Genomic DNA, 15,699 nt, shown 5'->3' with positions numbered 1-15,699 from the left:
TTTCCTCTTTTAAAATCCGGGGAGTCACCCCTCCGCATGCCTTCTTTTAAAAAAATAACCCTATTTTAGGGTTTACAACACCTACCTACCATGCTAAAAAACTACTTCAAAACCACTTTGCGATACCTGTGGAAGAACAAGGTTTTCTCCCTCATCAATATCACCGGCCTGGCTACAGGCATTTGCGTTTGTTTTTTCGCATTGTTGTATGTGCATTTTGAATTAAACCGTGACGGTTATAATGATAAGGCCGATAATATTTACCGCCTGGTAACCGATGTGAAAACGCCGGTAGGTATTAATTACGAAAGTGCATCAACCCCGATGGGGCCGGCTATAAAAGCCGCCTTCCCCGAGGTGAAAGATATGGCCAGGGTGTTTATGGACGATATGATTTTGCAAAGCAACCCCGACAACGCGGTAAAGGAAGAAGTAGCCTACGCCGATTCGTCGGCCTTTAAAATATTTTCGTGGCCGCTGCTGCGGGGCGACATCGGCCACCTGTTTAATGCCCCCTGCGATGTGGTACTATCCGAAACCGCCGCCAAAAAATACTTCGGCAACGCCGACCCGATGGGCCAAACCATGCTCATTAACGGCAAAGCCAAATGCAGGGTAACCGGCATTATGAAGGATATCCCGTATAACTCGCACCTGCGGGTGGATGTTCTTTTTTCTATTTCGACCCTGGTTGATGAAAACTGGAATCATTGGACCCGTTTTGGCTTTTACACCTATCTGTTATTACAGCCCGGTGCATCGGCGGCAGCTTTGCAGGCCAAGTTCCCGGCCATGGTAAAAGCCAATATGGATCAAACCGATTTTAAGTACCAGCTATCTATCGAGCCATTAAAAAAGGTTTATTTGTATGGCAAACCACGGGGGCACCGCACCGGCACATCGGCCAGTGGCAGTATCACCAACGTGTATATCATATCTATCATAGCGCTGCTGGTACTGTTTATTGCCTGTTTTAATTTTATTAACCTTACTACCGCGTTCTCGTTGCAAAGGGCCAAAGAAATTGGCGTGCGTAAAGTGCTTGGCGCATCAAAATACCAGCTGATGCTGCAATTTTTTATGGATGCTGTAATCCTTTGTTTAATTGCATTTATTATAGCCCTGCTGTTTGCATCGTTGTTATTACCCTTATTTAACCAGCTAACGGGTACTATTATAGCCGATGGTATTTTTCACAATGTGCAGCATATATTATGGCTGCTGGCGCTGGCTGTTGGGGTAGGCATAGTATCCGGTGCGTACCCGGCTTTGTTTTTATCGGGCTTTAAACCCATTAGCAGCCTTAAAGGCAAAACGGGCTCATCGGGTACCGGGCTTATGTTGCGCCGGTCATTGGTGGTGGCGCAGTTTTGTATTTCTATATTCCTCATCCTGGCTACTACCATTGTGTATATGCAGCTTAACTTTATGCAAAACCAGCAGCTGGGTTTTCAAAAAGATCATAAGCTGGTGATTGATTACCAGTTTAGCAACAGCATTAACCAGCATACCGATGGGATAAGGCAGCAACTTGCGGCAATCCCGGGCGTTGGTATGGTCAGCCTGTCGTCGTCTATTCCCGGCACGTCAAACAATCAGTTTAATACCATGATTGAAAACAGCAAAGGCGAAAAGCAACAGCAACGGCCCGATGTTTATTTTATCGACGATGTGTTCCTGAAACAATACCATATCGCCCTGGTTGCCGGGCGCGGGTTTCAAAAAAACTTAGCCCTCGATTCGATGAAAGCCATGCTCATTAACCAGGCCATGTTAAAAAGCCTGGGCTTCAAAAAGCCCGAAGATGCTATTGGTAAACATTTTAAACAGCTTAACCATACCGGCGAGATTGTTGGCGTGATCAGGGATTTTCATAACCATGCCTTTTTAGAAACCGTGCAACCCTTAACCGTACGGGTAGATTCAAGCCATTTAACCAATATCACTATTGATATCACATCGGCAGATGTACGGTCGACAGTACATCAACTGGAAGCCACCTGGAAAAAAATACTGCCCGATGTGCCGCTGGTATACTTTTTTGCCGATGAAGCCTACAACCAGCAGTACATAGCCCAGGAACGTTTTGGCAAGCTGTTCATTTGCTTTGCCGTTGTGGCCATCGTTATCTCCTGCCTTGGGCTGTTGGGCCTGTCGGCTTATAACATAGCCCAGCGCAAAAAAGAGATCAGCGTACGCAAGGTATTAGGCGCCTCGGTAATGAACATCACCCTGCTTTTATCGCATGATTTTATCCGGCTTATTGTAATTGCCCTGTTCATCGCATCGCCTATATCCTGGCTGCTGATGCACAACTGGCTCAATAATTTTGCCTACCGCATCAATATCCCGGTTTGGGTGTTTGTTTCATCGGGCCTTGCAGCTATGTTTATCGCGTTGGTTACTATTAGTTTTCAGTCTGTTAAAGCAGCAATCGCCAATCCGGTGAGGAATTTGAAAGCGGAGTAGGCGAGCAGTATGGGCATTTCCCCGCCGGTAGAGGCGGGGCCGCGCTTTTCGTTCATACGCGCACGGGGCGTTATGCGCCGGGCCGGTATCCACTGCAATCGCTAATGCGGGGAGGGAGCTTTTGGGAAGATTAAGGACTTGCGAAGTTTTAGAAACTTCACAAGTCTCCTCTTTGTTACGCCGGCTGCATCAACCGCTTTGGTAAATCATTTCAGTTGTTGATATGGCTGTAGTGCTTGTAAAGTTCTTAAGGTTACCTAAAGTGGCTAATCAATTTTTATACTGTCAAGCGCCTGCTCCATAGCGTGTTCCTTCACACCGGGAACTTTTAATCCTTCGGCACGGAACACTGTCAGGTCTGTCATCCCCAAAAAACCAAGGAACGCTTTTAAGTAGGGGGCCACAAAGTCGTTGGCTTGTCCCGGCCCGTCTGAGTAAACACCGCCGGAAGACATGGCCACATAAACTTTTTTCCCGGTTACCATTCCGATAGGGCCATTTTCTCCATACCCAAAAGTAACACCGGGCCTGGTGACATGATCAATCCAGGCCTTTAGGGCCGAGTGGATGGTATAATTAATCAGCGGGGCGCCAATAACCATGATATCTGCAGCAAATAATTGTTTAACCAGCTCATCAGACAGGCGGATGGATGCTTTGTCTTCCGGCGTCAGCTGATCTTTGGGAATAAAAAATGTACGGAGTGCGGCAGCGTTTAAGTGCGGAATCCCGATGTCTGCCAGGTTTAATTCTTCCAGCGTGCTGCCCGGATATTTGTCCTGAATTTTGCTGACGATAGCGTTACCCAGCTTAATACTATACGACGATGCACCCTGGATGCTTGATTTTAAATGAAGGATATGTTTCATAATAAATTTGCTTTTGTATTTTACACGGGAAGGTTTTTCCTCCCGGATTATCGAAAGCAAAACTATGGTTACCAGGTGGCAAAAAGTGAGTAGTTACCCAAAGGTAAGCGGTTACATCCAGGTAAGTGATTATCTTTGCATGTATGAAAGTGATTAAAAATGAGGGTATTCCGGGCAAGGCGGAATGTGCGCACTCGCTTAAAAACGTGCTCGACGCCCTGTACGTTTTAAATGGAAAATGGAAGCTGCCTTTGATACTTTCCCTGGTACAATCGCCCAAGCGTTTTAAAGAAATTCAGCACGAAATTACCGGCATATCATCCAAAGTATTAGCCAATGAACTAAAAGACCTGGAGCTGAATGATTTTATCACGCGCAATGTATATCCCAGCACCCCGGTAAGCATTATTTATGAAGCAACCGCTTACAGCCGCACCTTAAAAAATGTTTTAGCCGAACTAAGCGCCTGGGGCGAGCAACACCGCGAAAAAGTAAAGCAAAGCATGCGGAAACAAGCCATGGTGCAAAAACAGTCAATTCTAAATTAAGAGGCAACTAAAATGCCTTTTGTGCCTGGTAGAACTTCTCCTGTTCAGCATGTTTGCGAGGAACTAAGAAAAGCACGGATTCGTGCTATCTGAATATTATAGGGTATAAAACAAAAACGGGCTACCCAAAGGATAGCCCGTTTTATAAAACCAGGTTAACCGGTGTTTATACCAATTGCGCCAAAGCCTCTTTGCTAAAACCTTTCAGCTGTTCGGTGCGGTTGTCGCGTATTTTTTGTACCCAATGTGGGTCGGCCAATAGGGGGCGGCCAACGGCTACCAGGTCAAAATCGCCACGGTTCATGCGGCGTAGTAATTCATCTAACGAGCTTGGATTTGAACTTGCACCACCGAAGGCCGCCAAAAACTCACCATCTAAACCAACAGAACCAACGGTAATGGTTGCTTTGCCCGTTACTTTTTTGGCCCAGCCGGCAAAGTTTAAATCCGAACCTTCAAAATCGGTCTCCCAGAAACGGCGTTGTGAGCAATGGAAAATATCCACACCCGCATCGGCCATCGGGTTTAACCATGCTTCTAATTCCTGTGGGGTTTTGGCAAGCAGGTTGTTATAGTCGGCAGGTTTCCATTGCGAAAGGCGGATGATGATGGCAAAATCCTCGCCAACCTGTTTCCTTACCTCTTTAATTACTTCAACGGCAAAACGGCTGCGCTCGGGCAGGGTTTTTCCGCCATAAATATCGGTACGCTGGTTAGTACCATCCCAAAAAAACTGGTCGATGAGGTAACCGTGCGCGCCATGAATTTCAACACAGTCAAAGCCTAATCTTTTGGCATCAGCGGCAGCGCGGCCAAATGCGGCAATGGTATCGGCAATATCAGCATCGGTCATGGTGTTGCCATTGGTATTGCCCGGCCTGTTTAAGCCCGACGGCCCCTCAAATGGCTGCGACGGTACCCAGCCCGAGTGGTGGTTATCCATAATGCCCATATGCCAAATTTGCGGGCCCATAGCGCCGCCGGCGGCATGCACACCGTTAATTACATTTTGCCAGCCGGCCAAAGCTTCGGTACCGTAAAAGTGGGGGATGTTGGCATCGTTTGATGAGGATACCCGGTTAATAACCGTACCTTCTGATAAAATTAACCCCACTTCACCTTCAGCGCGTTTGCGGTAATAAGCTGCAACATCGGCTGTGGGTACACCGTTTGGCGAGAATGAACGCGTCATAGGCGCCATTACGATGCGGTTTTTGATATTTAACGATTTCAGGCTAAATGGCCTGAACAAGGTGTTATTAGTGCTCATGCTATAGTTTGTGTTTTGTAAATGCTTAATTATAACTCCGATTGTACCAGTTTACTTAAGGCAGCAAAGGCTTCTTCATTGCGTTTGTAGTAAGTCCACTGCCCAACACGGGTGGCCGTAACAAGCCCGGTACGCTGCATTAATGCCAGGTATTCTGATACGGTAGATTGTGTAAGCCCGGCCTTAGCCTGAATTTGGCCTACGCAAACGCCATTGGCAAATCCATATTCCTGCTGGGAGGGGAAATTAAGCTCGGGCTCTTTAAGCCATTGCAAAATTTGCAGCCGGGTTTTGTTTGACAGCGCCTTAAATATCTCTAACTGATCCATGGCACAAAGATATATCGACTTTTCCCGATATGTCAATTAATAGTAGAGAGATGACATTGGCTTGATAGTGGAAGTTGCGAGTGGAAGACTTTTATAGGGGAAGGCATCCTTAAATAAGTGATTTTGTGTTTGGCCAACCGACGGGGGAGGGTAGCTATGAGGCATCTTTACCTCAGGTGTTTTATAGCTTGACAGGTTATTAAGCTGGCGTATTATTTATCAGGAAACTTCATTAAGCACAGGCCCTTTATTGATAAGGTAAAACAGAGCCCGTGCTTAAGCGACATGTAGGCGGTTATGTTATCCCCATTATCCGTTTATGCAGCTCGGGAAACCGGATTACGGCAGTTATCCAAACAATGGCTTCAATTGCCATTGGGAAACCGATATTTTGGTGGTGCTGTAAATGCGTAGCTATTGCACCTCCTAAATATGCCGACAGCAGCAGCAGGCCCAACAATCCCGTTCGCGGTACGGCGAAAAGGATAACCGACAAGAACTCGATAACCCCAAGGAGTTGATAAATGTCTGGCGAGATACCGAAAGACGCCGTCATTTGTAAAGCATGCTGGCTGCCGCGGATCTTATCAATTGCAGAGGCCGCCAGCATAAATACGACCAGGCCCGTAAGTATCCAACCTGTGATGTTAACTGTTTTTTTATTCATGGTGGTGCGGTTTAAAGTGATAGAACCAAACCACCATCAACGCGGATAACTGCTCCGCTGATGTAATTGGCGTACGGGCTTGCCAGGTAGGCAACGGCGCCTGCTATTTCTTCTGGGCGGCCAAGACGTTCGGTATCATTGGGGGTAAATTGTGCTACGGCGTTTTTTTCAATTTCGGCCCAGCTGCTGCCCCATTGATTATGTTGGGCCATTTGCAGTAGCATGTTCCTGGTGGTATCAACCAGCATTGCGCCTGGCGAAACCGTGTTGGAGGTAATGCCCGTGCCTTTTAGTTCACGTGCCAGCGATACGCTGAGGTTATGCCTGGCAGCTGCAGATGCGCTATAATCCGGCTGCATAGTCATTGGCTGTATGGCTACCGACGAACCGATTTGGATGATGCGCCCCCAGCCCAGTGTTTTCATTTGCGGCAGCAGGCGGTGTATCATGCGCACGTAGGATAATACGTTATTGTTGTACGTGTCGTTCCAATTTTGCACTGTAGCGTTTAACCAGGGTTGCGGTTGGTAGGTGCCCACGTTGTTAACCAAAATATCAACCTGGCCGCCTGCTAAAACTGCCTGCGCCACCTTGTCGGCTCCCTCATCTGTAGATAGGTCGCCGGTTATGTAATCCGCCAGCCCGCCGGTTTCCATTATGCTTTCGGCAACTGATTTGCTTCGCGCTTCATTACGGCCGTGTACCGTTACCTGCGCACCCTCTGCCGCCAGCAACCGGGCTATGGCTTCTCCTAATCCCGCGCTTGAGCCTGTTATAAGTGCTCTTTTTCCTTTTAATTTTAAATCCATGATTTTGTTACCTTTGTGTATTAACTTACTATTAGTAAGTCAAAAGTAAAGGAGCTTACTTTATTAAACAAGAAGGTACTTGTAAATCAGTAGCTTACGGTAAAGTAACTATTGCTGTAAATGAGCAGGATATGAAAAAAGAAAATTTAAAAAAATGTGAAGGGGACCGTGACGACTGCCCCATTAAAGATGTGCTTGCCCGGATAGGCGATAAATGGTCGATGCTAACAGTGATCATGTTATCAGACCATGATACCCTGCGATTTAATGAATTACACCAGCTGATTGATAATATTTCCCAAAAAATGCTGACTGTTACTTTAAAAACGCTGGAGGCCGATGGTTTGGTATCGCGCAAAATGTACCCGCAAATACCACCAAAAGTGGAATATACTTTGACAGCGCTTGGCGAAAGCCTGGTGCCGCCACTCATGACTTTGTATGACTGGGCCAACAAAAGTATGCCGGCCATAAAAGCTTCAAGGGAGCATTACGGCCAGCCGGTGCCGCGATAAATAAGCGGAGATTATTAAAGGCTGCTTGTTGAAGTGAAATTCCTCAATCACTCAAAGTTTAAACCTATGGCGATGGTTTATTGCTTCAATTGAAAGTGAGGTTTATCAACCGGTGCAACCGGTGGTTTCCAATCGCCGCCCCAGGTAATTGCAATCCCCAGGTTTTGGGCAACTTGTTTAATGTGGTTAGCAATAGTTACAAGTGCTGCTCCGGCTCCGAAATCAATTTTACCATTAATGTATGGGTACAAATCAACTGCGTGCCCGTAACCATCTGCTTTTATTTGATGGTTTGATTTATGCACCACGCCATCGGCATTTGTATCACCAAACGGTTTACCCGGTAAAGGGCCTGTGTTGGGGTTTATAACGGTACGCCCCCATGTGTAATATTTTTGCTGGGTAGCCAATGATCTAACGCCTTCATTGATCGAAAAATCTATCGGGCTATTGGTAATAGCGGTGGTTAAAACCTTAACTAAATCAGGATGTACCCCCACGAGGGCTTTTTGGCTCGCTGCGCCGAATGAATAACTTTTTATTGGTTCCATTAATTTGTTGGTTTATTTACTTGGTTTAAATGAATTTCACCGGCGGTGGTGGTGTTGCCGGCCGCTGTCCGGCTAATGAATGTTAATGCACATTGCGCCCTGTCTCATTTGTAATTTACCGCCGATAGTTATTTTGTGATCGTGAAAAAGATGGTTTTGTAAAAACTACCTAATGGCCAGCCCATTGCCGCCTCCGGTCGATGTCGCCACGGTAGTAGTACACGTTCGGGTATATTTATGCCTCGAAAATAAATATTGAGTTTTGGAAATATCTGTGAGTGAAATTACAAATGGACTCATCTTTGATAAAGTATTGGTTTGCATAAAGTTAACGAAATATATTTCAGCAAACAATAGCATTTCGGCAAAATAATTTACAGGTGATGTGCCCCCGGCTCCCCGCAGCTGCGCGTTAAGGACAAAAGTGGGTACCGGCCTTGCGCTGGCATCGCGGGCCGGCCGTGCCTAATGCCTGTGCAGTATGAACGAATGGCCTGGCCGCAGGCAACGCCCATATTATATAAAGCTATCACACCATCTCAAGCTCTCTTTTCACCGATGCCTGCCTTTTAAAGAGCACTACGGCAAACAATGCCCCGGTTACCGCCATTACAACGCCTACCAACTCGGGCGAGGTAAAACCATAACCCATGGCAATTGGCAGGCCGCCAAGAAACGCGCCTAAAGCGTTGCCGGTGTTAAAGGCGGCTTGTGTGGCTGCTGCACCAAGCATTTCGGCACCTTTGGCCGTACGGATCATGAGGATTTGGATAGGTGAGCCGATGGCCATAGACAAGCTGCCGGTTATAAACGTCATGATGAGCGACAGTACCTGGTTGCCAGATACAAAATAGATGGTGATGAGCGCCACAGCCATGCTGATGAGTAGTATTAAACAAGCCTTTACAGGGGCAACCCAATCTGCCAGTTTACCGCCTAATATGTTGCCTATTACCATGCCCAGGCCGGCAATAATGAGTACAAGTGGTACGGTATCTTTTGAAAAATGACTTACATCGGTCATGAGCGGGGCTATATAACTGATCCAGCAAAACAGGCCGCCGGTGCCAATGGCGGTGATGAGCAAAATAAGCCAGGCCTCGCGGGTTTTAAAAAAGCCCATTTCTGATTTGATATCACCCGCGCGGTTTACAGGTAAAGCCGGAAGCCACAGCTGGATGAATAACAGCGCCATTAGCCCTATAAAAGCGATAAGTCCAAACGTGTAGCGCCACGAATAATGGTGGCCAATGTAGGTACCTAACGGAACGCTTAGCAGGTTGGCGATGGTTAAGCCGGCAAACATGACCGATATGGCCTGTGCCTGTTTTCCCTTCTCGGCCAGGCGGCTTGCCACTACCGAGCCTACACCAAAGAACGCGCCATGCGGCAAACCGGATAACAACCGGGCGATAAACAAAGCATTATGATCGGGCGCGAACGCGGAGAATGCATTGAAAACCGTGAACATAACCATTAAGGCAATCAGTATTTTTTTAGGCGGATAGTTGCTGCTGATGGCTACCAGCAAAGGTGCGCCGATAACCACGCCAAGCGCATAGGCCGAGATGAGATGCCCGGCCACGGGGATGCTCACCCTGAAATCTTTGGCTATATCGGGTAACAGGCCCATCATTACAAATTCGGTGGTGCCTATACCAAGGCCGCCAAGGGTAAGGGGAATTAAATTCTTTTTCAATGAGGGTTAAATTATGGTGATGCCTGCTTGCTTGTAAGCGGTTAGTCTATCGTCGCTTGCTTCGGCATCGGTAACAATAATATCTATAGCTGTAGCCGGGCTGATGTAGTACGATTCGGCGGTATTTAATTTATCGATGGTGGATAGGGCGATGGTTTGGCCGGCCATTTCCATCATGGTGCGTTTTACCTGTGCTTCATCGTGGTTTACGGTAGTTAGGCCCATGGTGGGGTGAATGCTGCAAACGCTCATCAGGCATAAGTCTGCGCGAAAGTTTTTGAAAGTCTGGATGGTTTCATATCCTATAGTGGTAAAAGCGGTTTTACAAAGCCGGCCGCCGGCAAATATCACTTCGGCGGTGGGATGATCTTCCAGTACGCTTACTACAGGGAAGCTGTGGGTAACTACCGTGATCTTCATATCGGCAGGGATCAACTCGGCCAGGGCCTGGATGGAGGTACCACCATCGAGGAAAATTACCTGCCCGTCTTTTATGAATTGTAAAGCCTTTGAAGCTACAATACGTTTTTGCGCCATATCGTGCTTTTCCCTTGCCCGGAAGTGCCGCGGCGTAGGCGAATGCGCCACAGCCCCACCACGAACGGCTTTCAGCAGGCCCTGGTCCGACAGGATCTTGATATCGCGGCGGATGGTATCTTCTGATACATTGAGCGCGTTGCTGAGGTCGGTAAGTGATACGCTGCGCTGCCTTGCCACATGCGCCAGTATTTGTTCTAAGCGTTCGTCCTTAATCATAGCTTAATTGCAATTTGTTGCAAATTTAAAAATAAAATTTGCAAAATATTGCAGAAAATGATTTTATTTGCAGAAAAATATTGCAAACCAGATGAAAAAAACAATAGCAATTGACATGGATGGCGTAATGGCCGATACCGAGCCCCATTTTTTTGACTACTATGAACAGGAAACCGGCATAAGGCTAACCCGGCAGGATATTGCAGGCATGACCGAGTACGACGCTTTTAAAGGCAAAGGCCACGGGATGGTAAATAAACCCGGTTTTTTCCGCACGCTGCCGCTGATGGAAGGAGCGGTTGAAGCGGTAAAGTCGCTGATGGAGGATTTTGAGGTGTATATTGTATCGGCCGCCATGGAGTTCCCGTTGTCGCTTCCCGAAAAGTACGAGTGGCTGGCCGAGCACTTCCCGTTCATCCACTGGAGAAACATTGTTTTTTGCGGCGATAAAAGCATCATCAAAACCGACTTTTTAATTGACGACCACTGCAAAAACCTGGACTACTGCCACGGCAAGCCCATTATGTTTGATGCTTTCCATAATACCAACCTGCATCACCACCAAAGGGTTAATAGCTGGGCTGAGGTGCTGGAGTTGTTGGAGGGGGAAAGAGCTGCAAAAGTCAAGAATTAAGAATCAAGACAGTTTTGTAAATTGGTTTGGAGGAGGCTTAATAATATAAAATTATGCCTCTCGTTGTTCATGAAATATCCGGTTTTCCTGTCATCCTGATGAACGAAGGATCTGCCAACTATGCATAACCGAAGGAAAAGTTCGCAAATAGATGCTTCGTGCCTACCCATGACATGTTTCTTTTTCTGTCATCCTGAGCGATAGCGAAGGATCTATTCTACGCCATGCATAACCGCCAAAAAAGTTCGCGAATAGATCCTTCGTTCCTCAGGATGACAGTCTTTTATTTTTGAATGTCATTCTCCCTTCAGAATTTCGCGAAATTTTACCACTCAGCATGACAATAGTAAAATAAAGCGCCCCATTTTTTCATTTATTAAACTACTTTAATTTTATTGCGGCTATGTCTCGGTTCCTTTGTATCACATTAAAACGTAATACAAATGAAAACATCACCAGAAGAAACCATTAAGCAATACGTAGCCTCATGGAACGTACAAGGCGAGGACGACATTAAAGCGGCATTTGCCAAATGCTGGGCCGCCCATGCTATTTACACCGATCCTAACTATGAAAATGTAACCGGGGTTGACGGCATTGCCGCATTGTGCGTAGGCTCGCACCAGTTAGCGCCAGGCCGCATCTTTCACGTACACACCCTGCCCGAGCACCACCATAACGTGGCTTTATATACCTGGACGGTTGACATCCCCGGTAAAGAAACCAAGGGCGGTACAGATTATATTGAATTTGATGAAGACGGGAAAATAGCAAGGTTGGTGAGCTTTTTTCCGCCGTTGCAGTAGGGACGCGGTTGCATAACAATTTTACAAGCCATTAAATACTGTCATGCTGAGGTACGAAGCATCTATTCTACGCCTTACAAAGTACGCGCACAGTTTGCGAATAGATGCTTCGTACCTCAGCATGACAGGTGGCTTTTGCTATGATTAAAAAACATCTGCACATCTGAAATTTGAAATCTGCACATTAAAAAGTAAACCCCGCCTCACTATCAGGGTTATCCAGCTTATCGCTCTTACGTTCGCCGCCTACTGTTACGTGCAGCATGTTTATTTGCTGGGGGTGTTCGGTATAAAGCAAATCGTCGTGCACATCAATCTTTTTGGGTTTGCTGATGCCTTTGGCTTCAAAGTAAACCCAGGCGCCATCTTCCTGTATCTCGTAGCCCAGGTAGGTTAGGGCAATAACTTTATTACCGGCTTTTATTACCAGGTGCTTTTTAATGTAGTCGTTCAGCATCTCGTTCAGCTTCGCCTTGTCTTTGGGGTGCACAATATCAACCGGGGTTTTGTATTGCTTTTCTATGGTGCGCTCCAGGTCGTCGTAAAAAATGCGGCAGCTTACCTCAACGCTTTGGGTTTTGGCGTTGTGGGTAATTTCGGTAACACTTACAAAAAAGGGGTGGAATAAGCTGAACAGGCTTATCATCATCAACTGTAACATCTCTCGTCCGGGTGTTTTATTTTCGACAAAAAACGTTATTTTTATTGGCAATTGCGAATTAGCTCAATGACTGACTTTTCATTATACTTCCAGTTAGGATGGCAACACATCTGTAACTGGGAGGGGTACGACCATATTTTATTTGTTACCGTGCTTTGCGGTACCTACCTGCTGGCCGACTGGCGCAAGGTGCTGGTACTGGTTACTGCCTTTACCATAGGTCATTCTATCACGCTGGCTTTAAGTGTGTTAAATGTTATTCATATCAATACTTCGCTTATTGAGTTTTTAATTCCTGTTACCATAGTATTTACAAGTTTGGTTAATGTGCTTAATAAAAGGCGCACAACAGGCACTATGCGGCTTAACTACGCACTGGCCTTATTTTTCGGCCTTATCCATGGTATGGGCTTTTCAAACTACTTAAAAAGTTTGCTGGGCAGCAGCACTAATATCACTGCCGAGTTGTTTGCTTTTAACCTTGGGCTGGAGTTTGGGCAGGTATTAATTGTAATATCTGCGTTACTTATCTCTTTCCTGCTCGTCAAATTTGCCAAAACACCGCAGCGCGACTGGACGATGTTCCTGTCGTCGGCTATATTTGGAATTGCTTTTATCATGTGTATCGAACGTTTTTTCCTAATTAAATTCAGATGAATAAATTTTACCCTGCCCTATTTTCGTGCCTGCTGATGGCCTCGGCATCATGGGCACAACACGACAACAACCCCGGCTCCAATCACGGTAACCGTTTTGAGCAGCTGGGCACCATGCTAAGTACCCCAAACAGCTATCGCTCGGCATCGGGCGCGCCCGGCCCTAAGTATTGGCAGCAAAAAGCCGATTACGAAATTAACGCCACCCTTAACGATGATAAGCAGCGTTTGGATGGATCGGAAACTATTACCTACAGCAACAACTCGCCCGATGCGCTTACCTACCTGTGGGTTCAGCTGGATGAAAACCAGCACATGAAGGATGCCGAAAGCTTTACCACTGCCGAAAGCAAAATGCAGGGCAAGATGACCATGCGCCAGCTGCAAGGCGTTATGGGCCATAACCTTGATTTGGGTAACCACATCGAGAGCGTAAAGGATGCCAATGGCGGCGCCCTTGCTTATACTATTAACGAAACCATGATGCGTATTGAATTGCCAGCTACTTTGGCACCGGGCGCAAAATTTAAGTTTAAAATTAACTGGTGGTACAATATATCCGACAGGATGACCATTGGCGGCCGCGGCGGGTACGAGTACTTTGCCGAGGATAACAACTACCTGTACACCATGACGCAGTGGTACCCAAGAATGGCTGTTTACAGCGATTTCCAGGGATGGCAAAACAAACAGTTTTTGGGCAGCGGTGAGTTTGCCTTAACCTTTGGCGATTTTAAAGTGAACATTAACGTACCTGCCGATCATTTGGTAGGCGGTACCGGCCAGTGCTCCAACTATGCCCAAAACCTTACTGCTGCGCAGCTAAGCCGCTGGAACAAGGCACAAACGGCTACCACGCCCGTGCAGATAGTTACCTTGGATGAAGTTAAAAACGCCATGAAAGGCCATGCAGCAGCGCGCAAAACATGGAGTTTCCATGCCGAAAACGTGCGCGATTTTGCATGGGTATCATCACGCCGGATAGTTTGGGATGCCATGAGCGCCCAGATTGAGGGCGGCCGCAAAGCCATGGCCATGTCATACTATGGCCCCGAGGCTTACCCGCTTTACAGTAAATACTCAACCAAGGTTGTTGCGCATACTATAAAAACTTATTCAAAACATACCATCCCGTACCCTTACCCGGTTGCTATCTCTGTTGAGGCGGCAAACGGTATGGAGTACCCGATGATTTGCTTTAACTACGGCCGTGCCGAAAAAGATGGCACTTACAGCGAGGCTACCAAAAACGGGATGATAGGCGTAATTATCCACGAGGTTGGCCACAACTTTTTCCCGATGATTGTGAACTCCGACGAGCGCCAGTGGACCTGGATGGACGAAGGCCTGAACACCTTTGTACAGTACCTTACCGAGCAGGAATGGGATTCAAAATACCCGTCATCACGCGGTCCGGCCTACAAAATTGTTGATTACATGAAAATGCCCAAGAACCAGCTGGAGCCTATCATGACCAACTCCGAAAACATTATCATGTTTGGCCCCAACGCATACGCCAAACCGGCTACCGCGCTTAACGTACTGCGCGAGACCGTAATGGGACGCGAGCTGTTTGATTATGCCTTTAAAACATACGCCAAACGCTGGGCCTTTAAACACCCGACACCCGAGGATTTGTTCCGCACCATGGAAGATGCATCCGCTGTTGACCTGGATTGGTTTTGGCGCGGATGGTTTTACGGAACCGAACCGGTCGACGTATCGCTTGATAGCGTAAAATACTATAAATTAAACAGTAAAAACCCTGCCCTTGAAGGCGCTACCGACCGTGCCGCGTACGACCATAATATGGAAAACATCAGTACCACCCGCAACAAAGCGGCCGGTATGCAAACTACCGTAGAAGCCGATACCTCGCTACAGGATTTTTACAGCAAATGGGACCGCTTTGCCCCAACACCTTTAACCGCTAAAGCTTACCAGGATATGTATGCCGGTTTAAGCCCCGATGAAAAGAAGTTTTACGATAGCAAAACCAATTTTTACGAACTTACCTTCAGCAACAAAGGCGGCCTGGTAAGCCCAATCATCATTGAGTGGACTTACACCGACGGCACCAAAGAAGTTGATAAACTGCCGGCCTACATCTGGCGCAAAAACGAGTTTAAGGTAAGCAAGGTATTTGCCAAAGCCAAAGAAGTAAAATCAATTAAGCTTGACCCATACCGCGAAACCGCCGACATTGACGAAGCCAACAACAGCTGGCCCCGCGAATACGCCCCAACAAGGTTTGAACTGTTTAAACAACAGGTTTTACCACGGGGAGCCACATCGGGCAGTAACCCGATGCAGGATGCCAGGAAAACGAATTGATATAATAAAGCCCCCGATGATGAGTTGGGGGCTTTGTTTTTGTGAGTAGTACAGCCTGGTAACACCAATAACGGGCTGGATAAAATAATTTTGAATACTTGTAACGTAATAAAAAAAAGATCGGTC

Annotated in this window: 16 protein-coding genes; 7 read left to right on the top strand and 9 right to left on the bottom strand. The window is 46.8% G+C overall.

Going from position 1 to position 15,699, the window contains the following annotated elements:
* Window positions 1–90: 90 nt before the first annotated feature.
* Window positions 91–2,469, top strand: coding sequence for an ABC transporter permease (locus FSB76_RS08055; RefSeq protein WP_147053087.1), 2,379 nt, complete (start codon window positions 91–93; stop codon window positions 2,467–2,469).
* 266 nt (window positions 2,470–2,735) lie between these two features.
* Here FSB76_RS08055 and FSB76_RS08050 read toward each other — a convergent pair whose 3' ends face one another.
* A complete protein-coding gene (locus FSB76_RS08050; protein ID WP_147053086.1) occupies window positions 2,736–3,338 on the bottom strand; it encodes an FMN-dependent NADH-azoreductase in 603 nt (200 codons plus the stop codon).
* Between the two features lie 143 nt (window positions 3,339–3,481).
* Here FSB76_RS08050 and FSB76_RS08045 point away from each other — a divergent pair, with 143 nt between their 5' ends.
* Window positions 3,482–3,886, top strand: a complete 405-nt coding sequence (locus FSB76_RS08045) for a winged helix-turn-helix transcriptional regulator (protein WP_147053085.1) — start codon at window positions 3,482–3,484, stop codon at window positions 3,884–3,886.
* A 166-nt stretch (window positions 3,887–4,052) separates the two neighbouring features.
* Here the strand turns inward: FSB76_RS08045 and FSB76_RS08040 are convergent, their stop codons facing one another.
* The 4 genes from FSB76_RS08040 to FSB76_RS08025 all read right to left on the bottom strand — a co-directional run bounded on the left by FSB76_RS08040 (window position 4,053) and on the right by FSB76_RS08025 (window position 6,961).
* Window positions 4,053–5,156, bottom strand: a complete 1,104-nt coding sequence (locus FSB76_RS08040) for an NADH:flavin oxidoreductase (RefSeq protein ID WP_147053084.1) — start codon at window positions 5,154–5,156, stop codon at window positions 4,053–4,055.
* 29 nt (window positions 5,157–5,185) lie between these two features.
* On the bottom strand, window positions 5,186–5,485 hold the full coding sequence (locus tag FSB76_RS08035) for an ArsR/SmtB family transcription factor (RefSeq protein ID WP_147053083.1): 300 nt from the start codon (window positions 5,483–5,485) through the stop codon (window positions 5,186–5,188).
* A 295-nt stretch (window positions 5,486–5,780) separates the two neighbouring features.
* Window positions 5,781–6,152, bottom strand: coding sequence for a DoxX family protein (locus FSB76_RS08030; RefSeq protein WP_147053082.1), 372 nt, complete (start codon window positions 6,150–6,152; stop codon window positions 5,781–5,783).
* A gap of 11 nt (window positions 6,153–6,163) precedes the next feature.
* Window positions 6,164–6,961 (bottom strand): SDR family NAD(P)-dependent oxidoreductase, encoded by a 798-nt coding sequence (locus FSB76_RS08025; protein WP_147053081.1) that lies wholly within the window; start codon window positions 6,959–6,961, stop codon window positions 6,164–6,166.
* Between the two features lie 131 nt (window positions 6,962–7,092).
* On the opposite strand from FSB76_RS08025, the gene FSB76_RS08020 reads away from it, so the two are divergent.
* Window positions 7,093–7,476 (top strand): winged helix-turn-helix transcriptional regulator, encoded by a 384-nt coding sequence (locus tag FSB76_RS08020; protein WP_147053080.1) that lies wholly within the window; start codon window positions 7,093–7,095, stop codon window positions 7,474–7,476.
* A gap of 77 nt (window positions 7,477–7,553) precedes the next feature.
* Here the strand turns inward: FSB76_RS08020 and FSB76_RS08015 are convergent, their stop codons facing one another.
* The 3 genes from FSB76_RS08015 to FSB76_RS08005 all read right to left on the bottom strand — a co-directional run bounded on the left by FSB76_RS08015 (window position 7,554) and on the right by FSB76_RS08005 (window position 10,482).
* Entirely contained in the window at window positions 7,554–8,027 is a 474-nt protein-coding gene (locus tag FSB76_RS08015; RefSeq protein ID WP_147053079.1) for a M15 family metallopeptidase, read from the bottom strand.
* Window positions 8,028–8,556: 529 nt separating this feature from the next.
* On the bottom strand, window positions 8,557–9,726 hold the full coding sequence (locus FSB76_RS08010) for an MFS transporter (RefSeq protein ID WP_147053078.1): 1,170 nt from the start codon (window positions 9,724–9,726) through the stop codon (window positions 8,557–8,559).
* Between the two features lie 6 nt (window positions 9,727–9,732).
* The gene (locus FSB76_RS08005; RefSeq protein WP_147053077.1) at window positions 9,733–10,482 is read right to left on the bottom strand and encodes a DeoR/GlpR family DNA-binding transcription regulator; all 750 of its coding nucleotides are present in this window, start codon (window positions 10,480–10,482) and stop codon (window positions 9,733–9,735) included.
* Window positions 10,483–10,573: 91 nt separating this feature from the next.
* Between FSB76_RS08005 and FSB76_RS08000 the strand changes: the two genes are divergently transcribed.
* Together FSB76_RS08000 and FSB76_RS07995 are read left to right on the top strand one after the other, a co-directional pair.
* Complete coding sequence (locus FSB76_RS08000; RefSeq protein ID WP_147053076.1) at window positions 10,574–11,116, top strand: 5' nucleotidase, NT5C type; 543 nt, start codon at window positions 10,574–10,576, stop codon at window positions 11,114–11,116.
* Between the two features lie 443 nt (window positions 11,117–11,559).
* Window positions 11,560–11,922, top strand: a complete 363-nt coding sequence (locus tag FSB76_RS07995; RefSeq protein ID WP_147053075.1) for a nuclear transport factor 2 family protein — start codon at window positions 11,560–11,562, stop codon at window positions 11,920–11,922.
* 184 nt (window positions 11,923–12,106) lie between these two features.
* Here FSB76_RS07995 and FSB76_RS07990 read toward each other — a convergent pair whose 3' ends face one another.
* Complete coding sequence (locus FSB76_RS07990) at window positions 12,107–12,571, bottom strand: DUF6702 family protein (protein WP_225976447.1); 465 nt, start codon at window positions 12,569–12,571, stop codon at window positions 12,107–12,109.
* Window positions 12,572–12,649: 78 nt separating this feature from the next.
* Between FSB76_RS07990 and FSB76_RS07985 the strand changes: the two genes are divergently transcribed.
* Both FSB76_RS07985 and FSB76_RS07980 read left to right on the top strand, forming a co-directional pair.
* The gene (locus FSB76_RS07985) at window positions 12,650–13,240 is read left to right on the top strand and encodes a HupE/UreJ family protein (RefSeq protein ID WP_147053074.1); all 591 of its coding nucleotides are present in this window, start codon (window positions 12,650–12,652) and stop codon (window positions 13,238–13,240) included.
* Window positions 13,237–15,573 (top strand): M1 family metallopeptidase, encoded by a 2,337-nt coding sequence (locus FSB76_RS07980; RefSeq protein WP_158642861.1) that lies wholly within the window; start codon window positions 13,237–13,239, stop codon window positions 15,571–15,573. The genes FSB76_RS07985 and FSB76_RS07980 overlap by 4 nt, the downstream gene beginning before the upstream one ends.
* The last annotated feature ends 126 nt before the right edge of the window (window positions 15,574–15,699 follow it).

Origin of the sequence: Mucilaginibacter ginsenosidivorax (assembly GCF_007971525.1) — a bacterium.
Lineage (GTDB): Bacteria > Bacteroidota > Bacteroidia > Sphingobacteriales > Sphingobacteriaceae > Mucilaginibacter > Mucilaginibacter ginsenosidivorax.
The sequence above is the reverse complement of the archived record's forward strand: the minus strand, read 5'-3'. Positions and strand labels throughout refer to the sequence as shown.

Bases quoted from the DNA above. Each gene is read 5' to 3' on its own strand.
- FSB76_RS08015 (WP_147053079.1), bottom strand. From the start codon at position 8,027: ATGGAACCAATAAAAAGTTATTCATTCGGCGCAGCGAGCCAAAAAGCC.
- FSB76_RS08035 (WP_147053083.1), bottom strand. From the start codon at position 5,485: ATGGATCAGTTAGAGATATTTAAGGCGCTGTCAAACAAAACCCGGCTG.
- FSB76_RS08025 (WP_147053081.1), bottom strand. From the start codon at position 6,961: ATGGATTTAAAATTAAAAGGAAAAAGAGCACTTATAACAGGCTCAAGC.
- FSB76_RS07985 (WP_147053074.1), top strand. From the start codon at position 12,650: ATGACTGACTTTTCATTATACTTCCAGTTAGGATGGCAACACATCTGT.
- FSB76_RS08040 (WP_147053084.1), bottom strand. From the start codon at position 5,156: ATGAGCACTAATAACACCTTGTTCAGGCCATTTAGCCTGAAATCGTTA.
- FSB76_RS07980 (WP_158642861.1), top strand. From the start codon at position 13,237: ATGAATAAATTTTACCCTGCCCTATTTTCGTGCCTGCTGATGGCCTCG.
- FSB76_RS08050 (WP_147053086.1), bottom strand. From the start codon at position 3,338: ATGAAACATATCCTTCATTTAAAATCAAGCATCCAGGGTGCATCGTCG.
- FSB76_RS07990 (WP_225976447.1), bottom strand. From the start codon at position 12,571: ATGATGATAAGCCTGTTCAGCTTATTCCACCCCTTTTTTGTAAGTGTT.
- FSB76_RS08020 (WP_147053080.1), top strand. From the start codon at position 7,093: ATGAAAAAAGAAAATTTAAAAAAATGTGAAGGGGACCGTGACGACTGC.
- FSB76_RS08030 (WP_147053082.1), bottom strand. From the start codon at position 6,152: ATGAATAAAAAAACAGTTAACATCACAGGTTGGATACTTACGGGCCTG.
- FSB76_RS08055 (WP_147053087.1), top strand. From the start codon at position 91: ATGCTAAAAAACTACTTCAAAACCACTTTGCGATACCTGTGGAAGAAC.
- FSB76_RS08005 (WP_147053077.1), bottom strand. From the start codon at position 10,482: ATGATTAAGGACGAACGCTTAGAACAAATACTGGCGCATGTGGCAAGG.
- FSB76_RS08045 (WP_147053085.1), top strand. From the start codon at position 3,482: ATGAAAGTGATTAAAAATGAGGGTATTCCGGGCAAGGCGGAATGTGCG.
- FSB76_RS08000 (WP_147053076.1), top strand. From the start codon at position 10,574: ATGAAAAAAACAATAGCAATTGACATGGATGGCGTAATGGCCGATACC.
- FSB76_RS07995 (WP_147053075.1), top strand. From the start codon at position 11,560: ATGAAAACATCACCAGAAGAAACCATTAAGCAATACGTAGCCTCATGG.